Below are 18,173 nucleotides of genomic sequence, written 5' to 3' on the forward strand. Positions count from 1 at the left end.
TGGAGGATCAGGCGAACAACTATAACTTCTACGCGACCTCGGTCGACGGCACGTACCCCGAAGGGCGCTGGACCGCCGGCCCGACGATGGACGGCCGCGACGAATTCACCGTGTTCCAGAACAAGCCGCTCGGCCAGGAACCGGTGCTGGGTCCCGCGCGCCCTGACAGCGGCGCACAGGACCAGCAGATCGGCTGACGCGACCGGCGGGGATGCCTCACCATCCCCGCCCCTTTGCCAAGGACCGCGTCCATGCGAATCCATCACCTGAACTGCGGCAGCGACTGCCCCCTGGGCGGGGCGCTGTTCGACGGGCGCAGCCACGGGCTGCTCGGCCATCTCGTCTGCCATTGCCTGTTGATCGAAACCGACGCGCACGGGCTGGTACTGGTCGATACCGGCTATGGCCTGCGCGACGTCGCCCATGCCCATGCCCGCCCCGATCCGCGCATCACCCTGCCATGGCGGATGCTGCTCAACATCCGCCTGCGCGAGGAAGAAACCGCCATTCGCCAGATCGAGGCGCTCGGCTTTCGCGCACAGGACGTGCGGCACATCGTGCTGACCCATCTCGATTTCGATCACGCCGGCGGGCTGGAGGATTTCCCGCACGCGACCGTCCACGTCATGCAGCGTGAATATGACGACGCGACCAGACCCAAGACCGGCATCGTCGCGCGCAATCGCTGGCGCACGCGCCAGTTCGACGACGTCCGTCATTGGCGCGGCTATGGTGCGCCGGGCGAGCCGTGGTTCGGTTTCGACGCGGTCCGCGATCTCGACGGGTTACCGTCCGACATCCTCCTCGTCCCCTTACCCGGGCATAGCTGGGGCCATGCCGGGGTGGCCGTACGCGGCGATGACGGCCGGTGGCTGCTCCACGCCGGCGACGCCTATTTCTACCGGGGCGAGATGCGTCGGGCGCGCCGCCGCTGCACCCCCGGGCTGCGCGCCTATCAGCGCTTGATGCAGGTCGATGCCGATCGCCGCATGGCGAACCAGGAGCGCCTGCGCGCCCTGTCCGTCGACCAACGGGGCGACTTCAGCATCGTGTGTGCCCATGATCCGGTCGAGCTGGAGCACTGTCAGGCCGGAACGCCGCTCTGATCCTGCGCTGGGTCGTGACGGGGCAGGCCACACCGACGGCCCGACCCCGCGGGTAACCGGCCGTCCGTTTCGATAACGATATCCCCTTGCCGCCCCGGAAAGGGTGTGGTGTACTGGCAATACACTACATAACGGGGGGACAAGGCCATGCGTACGTCAATTCTGCTGGGATCGTTGAGCGGGGCGGCACTGCTGTCGATCGCGGGCGCGGCCTATGCCGCCCCGACGGGCGACGTGCCGCTGATCGAGCGTACCAAGCTCTTCGGCAACCCCACGCGCACCAACGGCCGGCTGTCGCCCGATGGCAAATGGCTCGCCTTCATCGCGCCGCAGGGGGGCGTGCAGAACATCTGGGTCGCGCCGGTCGACCGCCCGAACGAAGCCCGCGCCCTGACCGCCGAGACGAAGCGCCCGATCCGATCCTATTTCTGGTCGCCGGATTCGCGGCAGATCCTGTTCGTGAACGACAAGGGCGGCGACGAGAATTTCCTGCTCTACGGCGTCGACCTGACGACCGGCCGGCAACGGGCGCTGACTCCGTTCGAAAAGACGACCGTGCAGGTCATCGGCATGTCCGACACGATCAAGGACCGTATCCTCCTCGGCGTCAACAATCGCGACCCGCGCTGGCACGACGTACAGGAACTGAACCTGGCCACCGGCAAGTTGACGCCGGTGCTTCAGAATGACGGCTATGCCGGCTTCATCACCGACGACCAGCTGCGCGTGCGCATCGCCGTAAAGCCGCGCGCCGACAGCGGCATGGACTATTACCGGGTGACCGACAACAAGGTGGAGGCGACCCCCTTCACCCGCGTCGATTATGAAGATGCCTCGACGACCATCCCCTATGGTTTCACCACCGATGGCAAGACGCTCTATTGGGGCGACGCCCGCGGCCGCGATACCGTCGCGCTGCTGGCGCAGGACATGGCGACCGGGAAGTTCACCACCATCGGCGCGAGCGACCGGGCCGATGTCGGCGCCGGGCTGACCAATCCGAAGACCGGCGTCGTGGAGGCGTATTCCGTCAACTTCCACCGCAATGAATATGTCCCGGTCGGCGAAGCGGTGAAGGCGGACCTCGCCTTCCTGAAGGCGCAGAACAAGGGCGAATTCTATATCGGCACCCGCACCGATGCCGACGACAAATGGCTCGTCACCTTCGATCCGGTCAGCGCGCCGTCGTCCACCTGGCTCTACGACCGTCGCGCCCGCAAACTGACCGCGCTCTACACCCCGCGTCCCGAACTGGTCGGCGCACCGCTGGTCGGCATGGAACCGGTCGACATTCCGACCCGCGACGGGCTGTCGATGGTCAGCTATCTGACCCGGCCCAAAGGCGCGACCGGCGCCACGCCGATGGTGCTGCTCGTCCATGGCGGACCCTGGGGCCGCGACAGCTATGGCTATAACGGCTATCACCAATGGCTCGCCAATCGCGGCTATGCGGTGCTGTCGGTCAACTTCCGTGCCTCGACCGGGTTCGGGAAGAAATTCGTGCAGGCCGGCGACCGGCAATGGGGCCGCAAGATGCACGACGACCTGATCGACGCCGTCGACTGGGCGGTGAAGCGCGGTGTCACGACCAGCGACAAGGTCGCGATCATGGGCGGTTCCTATGGCGGCTATGCGACGCTCGCCGGGCTGACGATGACGCCCGACAAGTTCGCCTGCGGCGTCGATATCGTCGGCCCGTCGAACCTGTTCACCCTGCTCAAGACCATTCCGCCCTATTGGGAGGCGGGCAAGCAGCAGATGTACCGCCGCATGGGCGATCCGACCACGCCGGAGGGTCAGGCGCTGCTGAAGGAACGCAGCCCGCTGACCTATGCCGATGCGATCAAGCGGCCGCTGCTGATCGGACAGGGCGCCAACGATCCCCGCGTCAACGTGGCCGAAAGCGACCAGATCGTCGCCGCGATGCAGGCGAAGAAGATTCCGGTCACCTATGTCGTCTTTCCCGACGAAGGCCATGGCTTCGCCCGCCCGGCGAACAACATCGCCTTCAACGCGGTGGCGGAGAATTTCCTCGCCAAATGCCTCGGCGGCCGCGCCGAACCGATCGGCGGCGCGCTGGCCGCCTCGACCGCGCAGGTGAAGGCCGGCAGTGTAGAGGGCGCGGTAGCGCCGGGCGCCAAGGGCAACTGACCTGCGCAGCACCGCCATGCCCTTCGGCATGGCGGTGCCCCCTTCCCGCCAAACGTCACCCCGGGCTTGACCCGGGGTCCCGCTTTTCCAGCGAAATGCTCCGCGAGCAACGGATCCTCCCCGGCACGGGGAAGGGGACCATGCGCAGCATGGTGGAGGGGGCGTCCGCATACGGCACCGTTGCTTTGCGCAATGAATCCCCTCCACCATCGCCTCCGGCGACGGTCCCCCTCCCCGTACCGGGGAGGATACTTGCTAGCCCGCTCTATCCGACGACCGAAAGTGCCGTCCCCCGCGCGACCCTCGACGGCGCGCCCCCGCCACCGCCTCCCCACGATCAACACCGCCGGATCACTCGCACTGATCGCCTCGACCAGAAACGCCAGCGCCGACAGCCGCCCGCGAATGATCCGTTCATCCGGCAACGACGCATTGACCACCACCAGCACCGGCGTCTCCGCCGCGCGCCCGGCCGCGATCAGTTGCTGCGCCACCGTCGCCGCCGCCGCCCGCCCCATATAGATCGCCAGCGTCGCATCGGGTGCGGCCAGCACGTCCCAGTCGAGATCGATCGGCTGTCCCGCCTGCGCATGCGCCGTGACCAGCGTCAGCCGCCGCGCGATCCCGCGCAGCGTCAGGCTGGTGCCCGCCGACGCCACCGCCGCGCTCGCCGCCGTAATCCCCGGACAGATGCGGACCGCGACGCCGGCGGCGTTGCAGGCGGCAACCTCCTCCGCCGTCCGGCCGAAGATCGCCGGATCGCCGCCCTTCAACCGCACGATCCGCTTGCCCGACAGCGCGGCGGCGACGATCAGCGCATCGATCGTTCCCTGATCCTTCGAATGCCGCCCGGACCGCTTGCCGACGCTGACCCGCTCGGCACCCGGCGCGATCAGGTCGAGCACGCCCGGCCCGACCAATGCGTCGTAGAACACGACCTCGGCCGCGCCGATCAGCCGCGCCGCCTTGCGCGTCAACAGGTCGGGATCGCCCGGCCCCGCCCCCACCAGCCACACCGACCCGGCGGGAAAATCGTCATGCGGCATGGGTCTTCTCCTCGGTAAGCAGGCGGGCGAGTGCCGGGCGACACGATCCACAATTGGTCCCGGCGCCGATCGCCGCGCCGATCGCGGCGACATCGGCCAGCCGTTGATCCCGGATCGCTGCGACGATGGTCCGCATGCCGATATCGAAACAGGAACAGATGATCGGCCCACGATCGACCGCCGCGCCCGGCGCACGTCCGGCCAGCACCGTCGGCGCGGCCTGCGCCTCGCTCAGTTGCCCGATCAGCCAGTCGCGGCTCGGCAGCTCCCCGCGCTCGGTCACGAACAGCGCGGCGACCAGCCGCCCTTCGGCCAGCACCGCGATCCGCCGCGTGCCCCGCGCCCGGTCGACCGCCTCGATCCGCTCGCCGGCCGGCAGGCACGCCTCCAGCCGCGCGGCATCGCCATTGCCGGCCAGCTCCCACAGGCTCCCCGCCGGCACCGCCACCCGCGTCGCCCACAGGCAGTCGGGACGGCGCACCGGCTCGCCCGCGACGATCAGGAAGCCGCGCCATTCGGTGGCAACCGCGCCGATGTTGGCGGGGGTCGACTTGAACCCCGGCTGGCCGGAAACCGGATCGGTCAACGGCCGCGGCAGCAACCCCGTGCGCCCGCCGCTCGACGTCCGGTCGGTCCAATGGATCGGGGTGAACAGCTCGCCCGGCCGCTGGCTGTCGGTGACCTGCACCCGGTACAGGCTCTCCCCCTGCGGCGTCGCCAACCGCGCCAGGCCGCCATCGACCAGTTCCAGCCGGCGGGCGTCGTCCGGATGCACCTCGACCAGCGGCTCCTCGCGATGCCGTGCCAACTTCGGCGCCAATCCGGTCCGCGTCATCGTATGCCACTGATCCCGGTACCGCCCGGTGTTCAGCGTCAGCGGCCAGTCCTTGAGCGGCTCCGAAATCGCCTTCTGCGTAACCTTCACCAACTTCGCCCGCCCGTCCCCGGTCGGGAAGCGCCCATCCGCAAACGGCTTGCCCCCCCACCGGAACGGCGTCATCGCATCATACTCGGCATTGCCGCCCGCACCGTGCCCGGCCAGCGAAAACAGCCGCTTACCGTCATTGCGATAGGTCGACAGCCGGACATGCTCGCGCCAGATCTCCGCCGGCCGGTCGTAGGCGAAGGCGGTCTTCCACCCCATGCGCCGGGCGACTTCCTTGATGATCCACCAGTCGGGCTTCGCTTCGCCCGGCAGCGGGAACAGCGCCCGCTGGCGACTGACCGTCCGGTCGCTGTTGGTGACCGTCCCGTCCTTCTCCCCCCACGCCGCCGCCGGCAGCCGGACATGGGCAAAGGCCGACGTATCGGTGTCGGCGATCACGTCGCTCACCACCACGAACGGACACCCCGCCAGCGCTTCGCGCACCCGCCCCGCATCGGGCATCGACACGGCGGGGTTGGTCGCCATCACCCACAACGCCTTGATCCGGCCATGGCCCAGCTCGCGGAACAGGTCGACCGCCTTCAGCCCCGGCTTGGTCGCCATGGTCGGCGACGCCCAGAAGCGTTGGACGAGCGCCCGGTTTTCCTCGGCAAAATCCATGTGCGCCGCCAGCGTCGAGGCGAGCCCGCCGACCTCGCGCCCACCCATTGCATTGGGCTGCCCCGTGATCGAAAAGGGCTGCGCGCCGGGCTTGCCGATACGCCCGGTCGCGAGGTGGACGTTGATGATCGCGTTCACCTGGTCGGTGCCGGTCAGCGACTGGTTCACCCCCTGGCTGAACATGGTCACGGTCCGCGGAGTCGCCGCGAACCATTCGTAGAAGCGGCGCAGATCGGCGGCAGGCACATCGCAGGCCCGGGCAACCGACCACAGGTCGCTGCCCTCACCCACCTGCTCCCAAAAGCCGTCGGGCGTCATCACATGCCGGTCGAGGAAATCGGTATCGAGCGCCCCCGCCTCGCGACACCACGCCAGCAGCCCATTCATCAACGCCACATCGCTGCCCGGCCGGATGGCGAGGTCCAGGTCGGCCTGCTCGGCGGTCTCGGTGCGGCGCGGATCGATCACGACCAGCCTGGCGCCCGCATCGCAGCGCGCCCGGATCCGTTGATAGACGATCGGATGGCACCATGCGGTGTTCGACCCGATGAGCACGATCAGGTCGGCGACGTCGAGATCGTCATAGGATGCCGGAACGACATCCTCGCCGAATGCCCGCATGTGCCCGGCCACCGCGCTCGACATGCACAGCCGCGAATTGGTGTCGATATGCGCCGACCCGATGAACCCCTTCATCAGCTTGTTGGCGACGTAATAATCCTCGGTCAGCAGCTGGCCCGAGACATAGAAGGCGACGCTGCCCGGCCCATGCCGCTCGATCGTCTCGCGGAACCGGCGCGCGACCTGATCGAGCGCCTTGTCCCAACTCGCCCGCCGCTTACCGATCATCGGATGGAGCAACCGCCCCTCCAGCCCGACCGTCTCGCCCAGGTGCGTGCCCTTGGAACAAAGCTTCCCGCGATTGGCCGGGTGGTCCAGATCGCCCTCGATCCGCACGCTGCGCTCACCGGTGACGGTCGCGCGAATGCCGCAGCCGACGCCGCAATAGGCGCAGGTGGTGCGTACAGTCATCTAGCCCTCTCCCAGAAGGGGAGAGGGTTGGGAGAGGGGCGTTCCCGCAAGCGCTTGCCTCGGTGAGACACCCGCCCCCCTCCCCTTCCGGGTGAGGGCTTTTCCAATCCCGCTCACGCCGCCGCCTGCAACGTGGAAGCCCGACAGATCAGCACCCGTCCACCGCTCACCTTGACCGGCACGGTCGGCGTACACCCGCGATCCTCGCCCAGCGCTTCGCCGGTCGTCAGTGAAATCCTCCAGTTATGCAGCGGGCACGCCACCGCGCCGCCATGGACGATCCCCTGCGACAGCTTGCCATGCTTGTGCGGGCAACGGTCGCGCAGCGCGAACACCTTGCCCTCGCCGGTGCGGAACACCGCGATATCGTCGCCGCCATCAACCTGCACCGTGCGGCTGCCGCGCAGGGGGATTTCCTCGACCCAGCCGATATCGAGCCACTCGCCGATCATGCCATCTCTCCCACGGGCTGAAAGCGCGCCATCGGCGTATGGATTTCGCGCTCCTCGCCCGCGACGCGCGCCGCCCACGGATCGTCCTGCGAGAATTGCTGCGAATGGACGAATCGCCGCGCCAGTTCGGCCCGCGCATCCGCATCGGGCAGCAGCCGCGACTGGATGTAGGTCAGCCCGACCCGCTCGATCCAAGGTGCGGTCCGCTCAAGATAGCGTGCCTCCTCGCGATAGAGCTGGATGAAGGCAGCGCACATCTCCATCGCCTCCGCCTCGGTCGCGACCTTGCAGAGCAGGTCAGTGGCACGGACCTTGATCCCGCCATTGCCGCCGACATGCAGCTCATAGCCGCTGTCGACACACACGATGCCGAAATCCTTGATCGTCGCCTCGGCGCAATTGCGGGGGCAGCCCGACACGGCGATCTTGAACTTGTGCGGCATCCACGACCCCCAGGTCGCGCGCTCGATCTTGACGCCCAAGCCAGTCGAATCCTGCGTGCCGAAGCGGCACCATTCGCTGCCGACACAGGTCTTCACCGTGCGCAGCGACTTGCCATAGGCATGGCCGCTGACCATCCCGGCGGCGTTCAGATCGGCCCAGACGGCAGGCAGGTCCTCCTTCTTGATCCCGAAGATGTCGAGCCGCTGGCCGCCGGTGACCTTCACCATCGGCGCGTTGAACTTCTCGACCACATCGGCGATCGCGCGCAGTTCGGTCGGGTTGGTCAGGCCACCCCACATGCGCGGCACGACCGAATAGGTCCCGTCCTTCTGGATGTTGGCGTGCATCCGCTCGTTGACGAAGCGGCTCTGCTGATCGTCCTTATACTCGCCCGGCAGCGCGCAAAGCAGATAATAGTTGAGCGCCGGACGGCACGACGAACAGCCGTCGGGCGTCGACCAGTGCAGCTTCTGCATCACCTCGGGGATCGAGCGCATGTCCTGCGCGACGATCTCCCGACGCACGTCGTCATGGCCGAAGCTGGTGCATTTGCACATGGTCTTCGGCCCTGCCTCGACCTCGCCGCCCAGCCTGAGCGCCAGCAGGCTCTCGACGATACCGGTGCACGACCCGCAACTCGCCGACGCCTTGCACCCCGATCGCACCGCGTCGAGGCTGTGCGCGCCGCCATCGATGCACGCGAAGACCTTGCCCTTGGACACGCCGTTGCAGCCGCAGATTTCCGCATCGTCGGAAAGCGCCGCAACGGCCGCCTTAGGGTCCGCCTGCCCCCCTCCCGAGGCGAAGGCCTGACCGAAGATCAGGGCGTCGCGGATATCGGCAACGCTCTCGCCCTTCTTGAGCAAGTCGAAATACCAGTTGCCATCGGCGGTATCGCCATAGAGCACCGCACCGACGATCCGGTCGTCCCTGACCACCACCCGCTTGTAGATGCCGCGCGAGGCGTCGCGCAGCACGATGTCCTCCGCGCCGTCGCCGCCCGAAAAATCACCTGCGGAGAACACATCCAGCCCGGCTACCTTGAGCTTGGTCGAGGTGGCAGCAGGCTTGTAGCCGCTGGGTGCCTCGACCAGCCCGTCGGCCAGCGCGCGACACATGTCCCACAGCGGCGCAACGAGGCCATAGACCTGTCCGTCATGCTCGACACATTCGCCGACCGCCAGAACGTTAGGATCGCTCGTCACCATATGGTCGTCGACCTTGATCCCGCGCCCGACGTCCAGCCCCGTCTCGCGCGCCAGTGCGACCGAGGGGCGGATACCGACCGCCATCACCACCAGATCGGCGGGGATGACCGTCCCGTCCTTCAGGTGCACCGCCTCGACCCTGCCGTCGCCAACGATTGCGGCGGTGTCGGCCCCCGTCAGGATCGTCTGCCCGCGCGCCTCCAGCGCGGTCTTCAGCAACCAGCCGGCGGCTTCGTCCAGTTGCCGCTCCATCAGCGTCGGCATGATGTGCAGCACGGTCACCTTCATGCCGCGCAAGCTGAGCCCGTGTGCAGCCTCCAGCCCAAGCAGCCCACCGCCGATCACCACCGCGCTGCCGCCCCGGTCGGCCGCCGCCAGCATATGCTCGACATCCTTCATATCGCGAAAGCTGATGACGCCGGGCAGGTCCTTGCCGGGCACCGGGATGATGAACGGATCGGACCCGGTCGCGATCAGCAGCCGGTCATAGTCGAGCGTCAGGCCGCTGCGGCTGGTCACCGTCCGCGCGGCGCGGTCGATGGCGATCACCGGATCGCCGCTCAGCAGCGTGATCCCATTGTCGGCATACCAGTCGAGGCCGTTGATGACGATCTCGTCAAACGTCTTCTCGCCGGCCAGCACCGGCGACAGCATGATGCGGTTATAGTTCACCAGCGGTTCGGCACCGAAGATCGTTACCCGGTACCGGTTCGGATCGCGCGCCAGCAATTCCTCGACCGCGCGGCATCCCGCCATGCCGTTGCCGATGACGATCAAGTGCTCGCGGGTGTCGCCTTGCGGGCTTTGGATGGGTTCGTGTTGCATGACTATCATCCGGTGAAGAGGGATCAGATCCGCACGCCGTCGGCGGTCGCCCAGCGGCGGCGCCAGCCGGCCTTGACCAGCGTCAGTCCGCCCAGCGCGAGGACCGACAGCGCGGCGAAGATCAGGAAGCCGGGCGCAAAGCTCCCCGTCCATTGCTTGGCGAGGCCGAGCGACGAGGCGAGGTAGAAGCCACCGACCCCGCCGGCCATGCCGACCAGTCCGGTCATTACGCCGATCTCGGCGGCAAAACGCTGCGGCACCAGCTGGAACACCGCGCCGTTGCCGGTGCCGAGCGCCAGCATGGCCAGCACGAACAGCGCCAGTGCCGCCTCGACGCTGCCCGCCGCACTCACTCCCACCAGCGCCAGCGCAGCGACCGCGAACACGGCGGTCAGCGCCTTCACGCCGCCGACCTTGTCGGCCAGCGCCCCGCCCATCGGCCGCACCAGCGACCCGGCAAAGACGCAGGCGGCGGTGCAATAGCCGGCCGCGATCGTCGAGAGCCCGAATTGATCGGTGAAGTAGACCGGCAGGCTGGCCGCCAACCCGACGAACCCGCCGAAGGTCACGGCATAGAAGCCCATCAGCCACCAGGCGTCGGCCTGCTTCAGGGGGCTGAGATAGGCGGTCAGCGAACGCGGCGCGGGTGCATTCGGCGCGTCCTTCGCCATCACCATATAGGCGAAGAAGACGAGGGTCAGCGGAATGCAGGCCAGGCCCAGCACGGTGTTCCAGCCGAACAGCTTGGCGAGCGCAGGCGCAAACAATGCGGCCAGCACCGTGCCCGAATTGCCCATGCCGGCGAGGCCCATCGCCTTGCCCTGATGCTCCGGCGGATACCAGCGGCTCGCAAGCGGCAGGGCGATAGCGAAGGACGCGCCGGCAAAGCCGAGGATCACGCCCAGCGCCAGCGTGCCGCCAAAGCTGTTTACGCCCAGCAGCCACGCGACGAACAGGCCGGCGATGACGATGATCTGGCTGATCGCCCCGGCGCGCTTCGGCCCGATCCGATCGACCGCAAGGCCATTGACGACCCGCAGCACCGCGCCCGCCAGCGTAGGCACCGCGACCATCAGCCCCTTCTGCGCGGGCGACAGCCCCAGCGTCAGTGCGATGTCGGGCGCGAGCGGCCCGAGCAACACCCACACCATGAACGCGAGGTCGAAGTACAGGAACGCGGCGATCAGCGTCGGCTTGTGCCCGCTGTTCCAGAAACTGTCGCTGCCTTCGCGCTCAACCTGCGTGTCTTGCCAATATGCCGTTGCCATTCCTGCCTCCCAGAGCCGGAAACGAAAAAAGCCGCCAGAACGGCGGCCCTAGTCGGGCGCGTTCTGGCGGCTTCGTTGCCTGTGTCGGATGACGGGCCGATGCCCGTACTCCGTCAGCGGGAACCTCCCCGGCGCTGGAGAGGCTTGTCGCTGCTATTGCGTGCCCGACGCCATTGCCGGGCTGCGATCAAGCTGCCCGATTCGCGGATCGGATACAAGAGGCTTTCGCAGACGCAGCAAAATTGCGTTGGTAACAGCGCGAAACCAAAGCCTTCATCGCCACGCCGGGCTTGCCCCGAGGCGACGGCTAGAGGCACCGACTTATGGCAAACCAGCCAAATACCCCGGAATGTCATCCGGATCGAACGACCGCTCGTCGAAGAACCGATCGCTGCCGAGCATCAACCGACCCTGCGTCGAGCCCGCCCCGATCGGCCCACCCAGCGCCCCTTCCAGCTTCGAACTGGCGCCTGGCAACGGCGCGCCCGATCCGGCCAGCGCGGCTCGATACAGGTCCGGCCGGAATGTTGCCGCCGCGATCGCCGCGTCCCCGGCATCAAAACCCCGCCCGTCCCAGCGAACCATCTGTGCATAAAGCCACGCCGCCTGACTGCGCCACGGGAAGTTCGCTGCCTCGCGATACTGGAACATGAAGTCCGGATAGTGAACGGGCGCCCCGCCCGGCACCACCCGGATGCGGTCGGTGATCGCCCGCAGGATCGCGTCGACCGGCGCGTCGAGATAGGCGTCGCGGGCAAGGATCGCAGCACTCTGTTCGACCGTCGCGGGATCGACGAAATGCGCAGCGGCAGCGTGCAATGCGCGGATCAGCCGCAACGTCGCGTCGCCCCGCCCGGCAGCGGTATCAGCCCGCATCGCCAGCACCTTCTCGACGCCCCGCCGCCATATCTGCGCGGTCGCCAGCGCGATCCTCCCGACGCCGAGATCCACCGCGATGGAATTCCACGGCTCGCCCACGCAGATGCCGTCCACCTCGCCCGCCGCCAGCGCATCGGCGGCGAAGGGCGGGCTGGTCACGACGATCTCGACATCGATATCCGGTCGGATGCCGACTCCCGCCAGCCAGTAGCGCAGCATATAGTTGTGGCTGGAATAGCGATGGACGACACCGAAGCGCAGCCTTCGCCCCGCCGACGCACGCGCTTCCGCCACAGCCTTCAGCGCCGCACCCACGGCGACCGGATCGCCCAGTTCGTCACCCAGCCCGCACGCCTCGCCCAACGCGGTCGAAAAGGTGATGGCATTGCCGTTCAGCCCCAGCACGAACGGCACCGCCATCGGCACCGCCGGCCGGTCGCGGCCCAGGCTGGACGCGATGGCGAGCGGCGCGACCATATGCGCCGCATCGGTATGGCCATAGAGCAGCCGGTCGCGCACCGCCGCCCAGGTCACGTCACGGACGAGATCGATCGCGACGCCCTGTTCCTCGGCAAAGCCCAGTTCGTGCGCCAGGATCGGCAGCGCGGCGTCGACGAGCGGCAGGAAGCCGATACGGAAACGCTCGGTCGTCATGGCAAATCCCCCATCAGCGCATCGCTGGTGACGATCGCCTCCGCCACTTCGGCAATGCGGCGGTTCGACTGCATCGCGTGGCCGCGCAGCAGCGCATAGGCGGCGGGTTCGTCGATCCCGCGCCGCCGCATCAGAATCGCCTTGGCCTTATCGATCGTCTGCCGATCGGCCAGCGCTGTCTTCGCTTCGGCCAGCTCGGCCTGCAACCGCGAAAAGGCTTCAAACCTGCGGATGGCGACATCGAGGACCGGCTTGATCCGCTGCTTGGCAAGCCCGTCCACGACATAGGCGGACACTCCGGCATCGACCGCCGCCAGCGCGCTGTCCGCATCGGACTGATCGACGAACATCGCGATCGGCCGGTCGAGCGCGCGCGACATGGCGAAGAAATCCTCAAGCAGGTCGCGGCCCGGATTTTCGAGGTTGATCAGCACGACTTCGGGCGAACATGCCTCGATCTGGCGGACGATCGGTCCGGCGGGATCGATCACCACCTGATCGTCCAGCCCCGCTTCCGCCAGGCCCTCGGCGATGATCGCCGCGCGCGTGCTGCTGGTGTCGATGATTGCGATCCTCACGGATGCCTCGACTACCGCGATCGGCCGGATGCGGCAACTATACGCCAGCACTATGCGATCGAACGGAATCGCTCTCGAATTGATACGCCCCATGCGCCTAATCGCGCACCCCGTAAGGCGCCGTCGCGTGACGGACGCCTCGACATAGGGGTAACATCCATGACGTTCCGTCCCGCCGCCATCGCCTTGGCGCTGGCCGCATTTCCCACCACCACCTACGCCCAGGCCGCGCCCGAACCGACCGAACCGCCGGCCAGCGTCACCGTCAGCGGATCGGCGGCCGTCGCTTCCGACTATCGTTTCCGGGGCGTCTCGCAGTCGGATCAGGAAATGGCGGTACAGGGCGGCATTACCATCGCACACGACAGCGGCGCGTATATCGGCACCTGGGCATCGAACCTTGCCGGATGGGGCACGTTCGGCGGCGCCAACATGGAACTGGACCTGATCGCCGGCTACAAGACGGCGATCGCCGACGGTGCGACGCTCGACGTCGGCCTGACCTGGTATGTCTATCCCGGCGGGGCGGACAAGACCGACTTCGCCGAACCCTATGCCAGGCTGACCGGCACCGCCGGCCCCGCGACGCTGACCGCGGGTGCCGCCTATGCGCCGAAGCAGGAGGCGATCGGGAAATGGTATGCAACCGGCGCCGATGCGGCACGCGGGGTCTATACCCGCCCGGGCGCGAAGGACGACAATCTCTACCTGTGGGGCGACGCCGCCCTCCCCGTCACCGGCATCCCGATCACCGCCAAGGCGCATATCGGCCACAGCTGGGGTCAGGACGGGCTTGGCCCCAACGCGACCGCTGTGTCACCGACCGGCAGCTATTGGGACTGGTCGCTGGGCGCGGACGCGACCTGGCGCACCCTTACCCTGAACGTCAGCTATGTCGACACCGACCTCTCCGACCGTGACGCCGCCTATCTCCGCCCGAGCTTCAGCCGCGGACAGGACGGCAGCGGCAACATCGCCGGCGGGACGGTCGTCGTCGCGCTGACGGCCGCCTTCTGAATCGGGAGCGACCATCATGCAGGATATTCTCTGGCTCGCCGTCATGGTCGGACTGGTCGCGCTGACGCTCGCCTATGTCCGCCTGTGCGACAACGCGTGAGGGGGCGGCGATGACCCTCGACCTCTGGCTCGCCGCGATCACCGCGCTCGGGCTGCTCGTCTATCTGGTGGCGGTGCTGATCCGCCCCGAACGCTTCTGAAGGGGCGGTTCCATGACATTTCAGGGCTGGCTCCTGATTCTTGGCTTCGTTGGCATCCTGCTGGCGCTGGCCAAGCCGATGGGCCTGTGGCTGCACGCGCTCTACGAAGGCCGTCGTACGCCGCTCCATCTCCTCCTCGGCCCCGTCGAGCGGGGCCTCTACCGTCTTTCCGGCATCGATCCGAGCCAGGAACAGGGCTGGCGGCGCTATGCCGTGCACATGCTCGTGTTCAACGCCGTGTTGATGTTCTTAACCTATGCCGTGCTGCGGTTGCAGGCGGTACTGCCGGGCAATCCGCAGGGGTTGGCGGCGGTCGGTGAGCATCTGTCGTTCAATACCGCGATCAGTTTCACCGCCAACACCAATTGGCAGAGCTATGGCGGTGAGAGCACCATGTCGAACCTCAGCCAGATGCTGGGGCTGACGATCCACAATTTCCTGTCGGCGGCGACCGGCATCGCGCTGGCGTTCGCGCTGTTCCGCGGCTTTGCCCGGCGGGAAGCGAAGGCGATCGGCAATTTCTGGGCCGACATCACCCGCATCACGCTCTACCTGCTGCTCCCGCTCTGTGTCGTGCTGACGGTCTTCTACATCGCCAGCGGCGTGCCGCAGACGCTGGCCGGCGTCGTCGACGTCCAGACGCTGGAGGGCGCACGTCAGTCGATCCTGCTGGGTCCGGTCGCATCCCAGGAAGCGATCAAGATGCTCGGCACCAATGGCGGCGGCTTCTTCAACGCCAATTCGGCGCACCCGTTCGAAAACCCGACCGCACTGACCAACTTCATCCAAATACTGTCGATCTTCGTGATCGGCGTCGGGCTGACCTGGACCTTCGGCAAGGCGGTCGGCAACCCGCGTCAGGGTTGGGCGATCCTCGCCGCGATGATGATCCTGTTCCTGGCCGGCACGACCGTCACCTACTGGCAGGAAGCCGCAGGCAACCCGATGCTGCACAGCCTTGGTGTCGCAGGCGGCAATATGGAGGGCAAGGAAGTCCGCTTCGGGATCGCCGCCAGCGCACTCTTCTCGGTGGTCACGACGGCGGCATCGTGCGGTGCGGTCAATGCGATGCACGACAGCTTCACCGCGCTGGGCGGCCTGATCCCGCTGTTCAACATGCAACTGGGGGAGGTCGTGATCGGCGGCGTGGGCGCCGGCATCTACGGCTTCCTGCTGTTCGCGATCCTCGCCGTGTTCGTCGCCGGACTGATGGTCGGACGCACGCCCGAATATGTCGGCAAGAAGATCGAGGCGCGCGAAGTGAAGCTGGCGGTGCTGGCCATCGCCGTCCTCCCGCTCGCCATTCTCGGCCTCACTGCGCTGTCGTCGGTGCTGGAACAGGGGCTGGCCGGGCCGCTCAACAAGGGGCCGCACGGGTTCAGCGAAATCCTCTACGCCTTCACCAGCGCGGTCGCGAACAACGGATCGGCCTTCGCCGGCCTCACCGCCAACACGCCCTGGTACAACGGGATGCTGGGCGTCGCGATGTGGCTCGGCCGCTTCTTCGTCATCGTGCCGATGCTGGCCATCGCCGGCAGCCTCGCCGCCAAGAAGCATACGCCGGAAAGCACCGGGTCCTTCCCGACCACCGGCGGCCTGTGGGTGGGGCTGCTGGTCGGCATCATCCTGGTGCTGGGCGGCCTGACCTTCTTGCCGAGCCTCGCGCTCGGTCCCATCGCCGATCATCTCGCGATGATCCGCGGTCAATCCTTCTAAGGGGAGCCATGGTGGCACAATCCCAAGGCAAGAGCCTGTTCACCGCCGATCTGATCGTGCCGGCGTGTCGGGCTTCGTTCGTTAAGCTGCACCCGGCCGAACTGGTGCGCAATCCGGTCATGTTCGTGACCGCGACCGTCGCGGCGCTGCTCACCATCCTGCTCGTCGTCGGCAATGACGGCCTGACCGCCGGCTTCAAGCTGCAACTGGTCGTGTGGCTGTGGCTGACCGTCCTGTTCGGCACCTTTGCCGAGGCACTGGCCGAAGGGCGCGGCAAGGCGCAGGCGGCATCGCTGCGCGCGACCAAGGCGGAACTGACCGCAAAGCGGCTGCGTGGCGATGGACGCAATTATGACGCCGTTCCGGCAAGCGCGCTGACCGTCGGCGACGTCGTACTGGTCGAAACCAACGACCTGATCCCGTCGGACGGCGAGGTCGTGTCGGGCGTCGCCTCGGTCAACGAAGCGGCGATCACCGGCGAGAGCGCGCCGGTGATCCGCGAGGCGGGCGGCGACCGTTCCGCCGTCACCGCCGGGACCCGCGTCATCTCCGACGAAATCCGCGTCCGCGTGACCGTCGAGCCGGGCAAGGGCTTTCTCGACCGCATGATCGCGCTGGTCGAGGGAGCGGAGCGGCAGAAGACCCCGAACGAGATCGCACTGACGCTGCTGCTCGTCGGCCTCACCATCATCTTCCTGATCGCGGTCGCGACCATTCCGGGGTTCGCCAGCTATGCCGGCGGCAACATCCCCGTCGCGATCCTCGCCGCGCTGCTCATCACGCTGATCCCGACGACCATCGCCGCGCTCCTGTCGGCGATCGGCATCGCCGGCATGGACCGGCTGGTCCGTTTCAACGTGCTCGCCAAATCGGGCCGCGCGGTGGAAGCGGCGGGCGATGTCGACGTGCTGCTGCTCGACAAGACCGGCACGATCACCATCGGCGACCGTCAGGCATCCGAGTTCCGCGCGGTCGGCGGCACCAGCGAGGCCGAACTGGCCGAGGCGGCGCTGCTCGCCAGCCTCGCCGACGAGACGCCCGAGGGCCGCTCGATCGTCGTCCTCGCCCGCGACCGGTTCGACCTGAGACTGACGATGCCGTCGGGCGCGGAGGTCATTCCCTTCACCGCACAGACCCGCGTGTCGGGCATCCGGGACGGCGAGACCGTGATCCAGAAGGGCGCGGTCGATTCGATCCTGAAGGTGAGCGGCGGTGCCGGCGCCACCGCAGCCGCCACCGAACTGCGCCGCATCACCGATGAGATTGCGCGGGCCGGCGGCACGCCACTGGCGGTGGTGAAGGACGGCCGGCTGCTCGGCGCGATCTTCCTGAAGGACGTGGTGAAGGCCGGCATCCGCGAACGCTTCGGCGAACTGCGCGCCATGGGGATTCGTACGGTGATGATCACCGGCGACAACCCGCTGACCGCCGCCGCCATCGCTGCGGAAGCCGGGGTCGACGACTTCCTCGCCGAAGCGACGCCGGAGGACAAGCTGGCGCTGATCCGCAAGGAACAACAGGGCGGCAAGCTGGTCGCGATGTGCGGCGACGGCACCAACGACGCCCCCGCCCTTGCCCAAGCGGATGTCGGCGTGGCGATGAATACGGGCACGCAGGCCGCACGCGAAGCGGGCAACATGGTCGATCTCGACAGCGATCCGACCAAGCTGATCGAGGTCGTGGGGCTGGGCAAGCAGTTGCTGATGACCCGCGGGGCGCTGACGACCTTCTCGGTCGCCAACGACGTCGCGAAATATTTCGCGATCATCCCGGCGATGTTCGTCGCGCTCTACCCGACGCTCGGCGTGCTCAACGTCATGGGGCTGGCCTCGCCGCAATCGGCGATCCTGTCGGCGATCATCTTCAATGCGGTCATCATCCCGATGCTGGTGCCGCTGGCGCTGAAGGGTGTCACCTACAAGCCGATGGCGGCGGGGCCGCTGCTGTCGCGCAACCTCGCCATCTACGGTCTGGGGGGGCTGGTCGCGCCGTTTTTCGGCATCAAGCTCATCGATATCGTCGTCAGCGGCCTCGGCCTCGCGTAAGGAAGA

The 18,173-nt window shown here is 67.5% G+C and carries 13 protein-coding genes and 1 pseudogene (1 of these 14 cut by a window edge); 7 read left to right on the plus strand and 7 right to left on the minus strand.

The window, feature by feature from the left end:
• The 3 genes from PPZ50_RS11295 to PPZ50_RS11305 form a co-directional block, all read left to right on the plus strand.
• Window positions 1-197, plus strand: partial view of a manganese catalase family protein gene (locus tag PPZ50_RS11295; RefSeq protein WP_066689878.1) — the final stretch only. Its footprint begins 658 nt before the window's first position; the window shows 197 of its 855 coding nt (coding positions 659-855); its start codon lies off the left edge, out of view; it ends in the stop codon at window positions 195-197.
• A gap of 54 nt (window positions 198-251) precedes the next feature.
• Entirely contained in the window at window positions 252-1,106 is an 855-nt protein-coding gene (locus PPZ50_RS11300) for an MBL fold metallo-hydrolase (RefSeq protein ID WP_066689877.1), read from the plus strand.
• A 147-nt stretch (window positions 1,107-1,253) separates the two neighbouring features.
• Window positions 1,254-3,257 carry a S9 family peptidase gene (locus tag PPZ50_RS11305; RefSeq protein WP_066689876.1) on the plus strand — a complete coding sequence of 668 codons (2,004 nt, stop codon included), beginning with the start codon at window positions 1,254-1,256 and terminating at the stop codon, window positions 3,255-3,257.
• Between the two features lie 317 nt (window positions 3,258-3,574).
• On the opposite strand, the pseudogene cobA reads toward PPZ50_RS11305, so the two are convergent.
• The 7 genes and pseudogenes from cobA to PPZ50_RS11340 form a co-directional block, all read right to left on the minus strand.
• A pseudogene (gene cobA / locus PPZ50_RS11310) lies at window positions 3,575-4,303 on the minus strand (uroporphyrinogen-III C-methyltransferase); the annotation flags it as partial.
• The gene (locus PPZ50_RS11315; RefSeq protein WP_066689874.1) at window positions 4,293-6,881 is read right to left on the minus strand and encodes a nitrate reductase; all 2,589 of its coding nucleotides are present in this window, start codon (window positions 6,879-6,881) and stop codon (window positions 4,293-4,295) included. The pseudogene cobA and the gene PPZ50_RS11315, both read right to left, overlap by 11 nt.
• Before the next feature lie 113 nt (window positions 6,882-6,994).
• Entirely contained in the window at window positions 6,995-7,333 is a 339-nt protein-coding gene (gene nirD, locus PPZ50_RS11320) for a nitrite reductase small subunit NirD (RefSeq protein WP_066689873.1), read from the minus strand.
• On the minus strand, window positions 7,330-9,810 hold the full coding sequence (gene nirB, locus PPZ50_RS11325; RefSeq protein ID WP_157092717.1) for a nitrite reductase large subunit NirB: 2,481 nt from the start codon (window positions 9,808-9,810) through the stop codon (window positions 7,330-7,332). The genes nirD and nirB overlap by 4 nt, the downstream gene beginning before the upstream one ends.
• 23 nt (window positions 9,811-9,833) lie before the next feature.
• Window positions 9,834-11,078, minus strand: coding sequence for a nitrate/nitrite transporter (locus tag PPZ50_RS11330; RefSeq protein WP_066689871.1), 1,245 nt, complete (start codon window positions 11,076-11,078; stop codon window positions 9,834-9,836).
• 321 nt (window positions 11,079-11,399) lie between these two features.
• Window positions 11,400-12,611 (minus strand): CmpA/NrtA family ABC transporter substrate-binding protein, encoded by a 1,212-nt coding sequence (locus PPZ50_RS11335; RefSeq protein ID WP_066689870.1) that lies wholly within the window; start codon window positions 12,609-12,611, stop codon window positions 11,400-11,402.
• The gene (locus PPZ50_RS11340; protein WP_066689895.1) at window positions 12,608-13,189 is read right to left on the minus strand and encodes an ANTAR domain-containing response regulator; all 582 of its coding nucleotides are present in this window, start codon (window positions 13,187-13,189) and stop codon (window positions 12,608-12,610) included. The genes PPZ50_RS11335 and PPZ50_RS11340 overlap by 4 nt, the downstream gene beginning before the upstream one ends.
• 159 nt (window positions 13,190-13,348) lie before the next feature.
• Between PPZ50_RS11340 and PPZ50_RS11345 the strand changes: the two genes are divergently transcribed.
• From PPZ50_RS11345 to kdpB, 4 genes are all read left to right on the plus strand, one after another.
• Window positions 13,349-14,206, plus strand: a complete 858-nt coding sequence (locus tag PPZ50_RS11345) for a TorF family putative porin (protein ID WP_066689869.1) — start codon at window positions 13,349-13,351, stop codon at window positions 14,204-14,206.
• Window positions 14,207-14,316: 110 nt separating this feature from the next.
• Window positions 14,317-14,406: a K(+)-transporting ATPase subunit F gene (gene kdpF, locus PPZ50_RS11350; protein WP_066689868.1), complete on the plus strand. Its 90-nt coding sequence runs from the start codon at window positions 14,317-14,319 to the stop codon at window positions 14,404-14,406.
• Window positions 14,407-14,418: 12 nt separating this feature from the next.
• Window positions 14,419-16,122, plus strand: a complete 1,704-nt coding sequence (gene kdpA / locus PPZ50_RS11355; RefSeq protein WP_066689867.1) for a potassium-transporting ATPase subunit KdpA — start codon at window positions 14,419-14,421, stop codon at window positions 16,120-16,122.
• Between the two features lie 8 nt (window positions 16,123-16,130).
• Window positions 16,131-18,167, plus strand: a complete 2,037-nt coding sequence (gene kdpB / locus PPZ50_RS11360) for a potassium-transporting ATPase subunit KdpB (RefSeq protein WP_420794413.1) — start codon at window positions 16,131-16,133, stop codon at window positions 18,165-18,167.
• Window positions 18,168-18,173: the final 6 nt, after the last annotated feature.

This window comes from Sphingomonas hankookensis (genome assembly GCF_028551275.1).
Lineage (GTDB): Bacteria > Pseudomonadota > Alphaproteobacteria > Sphingomonadales > Sphingomonadaceae > Sphingomonas > Sphingomonas hankookensis_A.

Coding starts and splice junctions, on each gene's coding strand:
- PPZ50_RS11345 (WP_066689869.1), top strand. CDS start 13,349: ATGACGTTCCGTCCCGCCGCCATCGCCTTGGCGCTGGCCGCATTTCCC.
- kdpF (WP_066689868.1), top strand. CDS start 14,317: ATGACCCTCGACCTCTGGCTCGCCGCGATCACCGCGCTCGGGCTGCTC.
- PPZ50_RS11330 (WP_066689871.1), bottom strand. CDS start 11,078: ATGGCAACGGCATATTGGCAAGACACGCAGGTTGAGCGCGAAGGCAGC.
- kdpB (WP_420794413.1), top strand. CDS start 16,131: ATGGTGGCACAATCCCAAGGCAAGAGCCTGTTCACCGCCGATCTGATC.
- nirB (WP_157092717.1), bottom strand. CDS start 9,810: ATGCAACACGAACCCATCCAAAGCCCGCAAGGCGACACCCGCGAGCAC.
- PPZ50_RS11315 (WP_066689874.1), bottom strand. CDS start 6,881: ATGACTGTACGCACCACCTGCGCCTATTGCGGCGTCGGCTGCGGCATT.
- PPZ50_RS11305 (WP_066689876.1), top strand. CDS start 1,254: ATGCGTACGTCAATTCTGCTGGGATCGTTGAGCGGGGCGGCACTGCTG.
- PPZ50_RS11335 (WP_066689870.1), bottom strand. CDS start 12,611: ATGACGACCGAGCGTTTCCGTATCGGCTTCCTGCCGCTCGTCGACGCC.
- PPZ50_RS11300 (WP_066689877.1), top strand. CDS start 252: ATGCGAATCCATCACCTGAACTGCGGCAGCGACTGCCCCCTGGGCGGG.
- nirD (WP_066689873.1), bottom strand. CDS start 7,333: ATGATCGGCGAGTGGCTCGATATCGGCTGGGTCGAGGAAATCCCCCTG.
- kdpA (WP_066689867.1), top strand. CDS start 14,419: ATGACATTTCAGGGCTGGCTCCTGATTCTTGGCTTCGTTGGCATCCTG.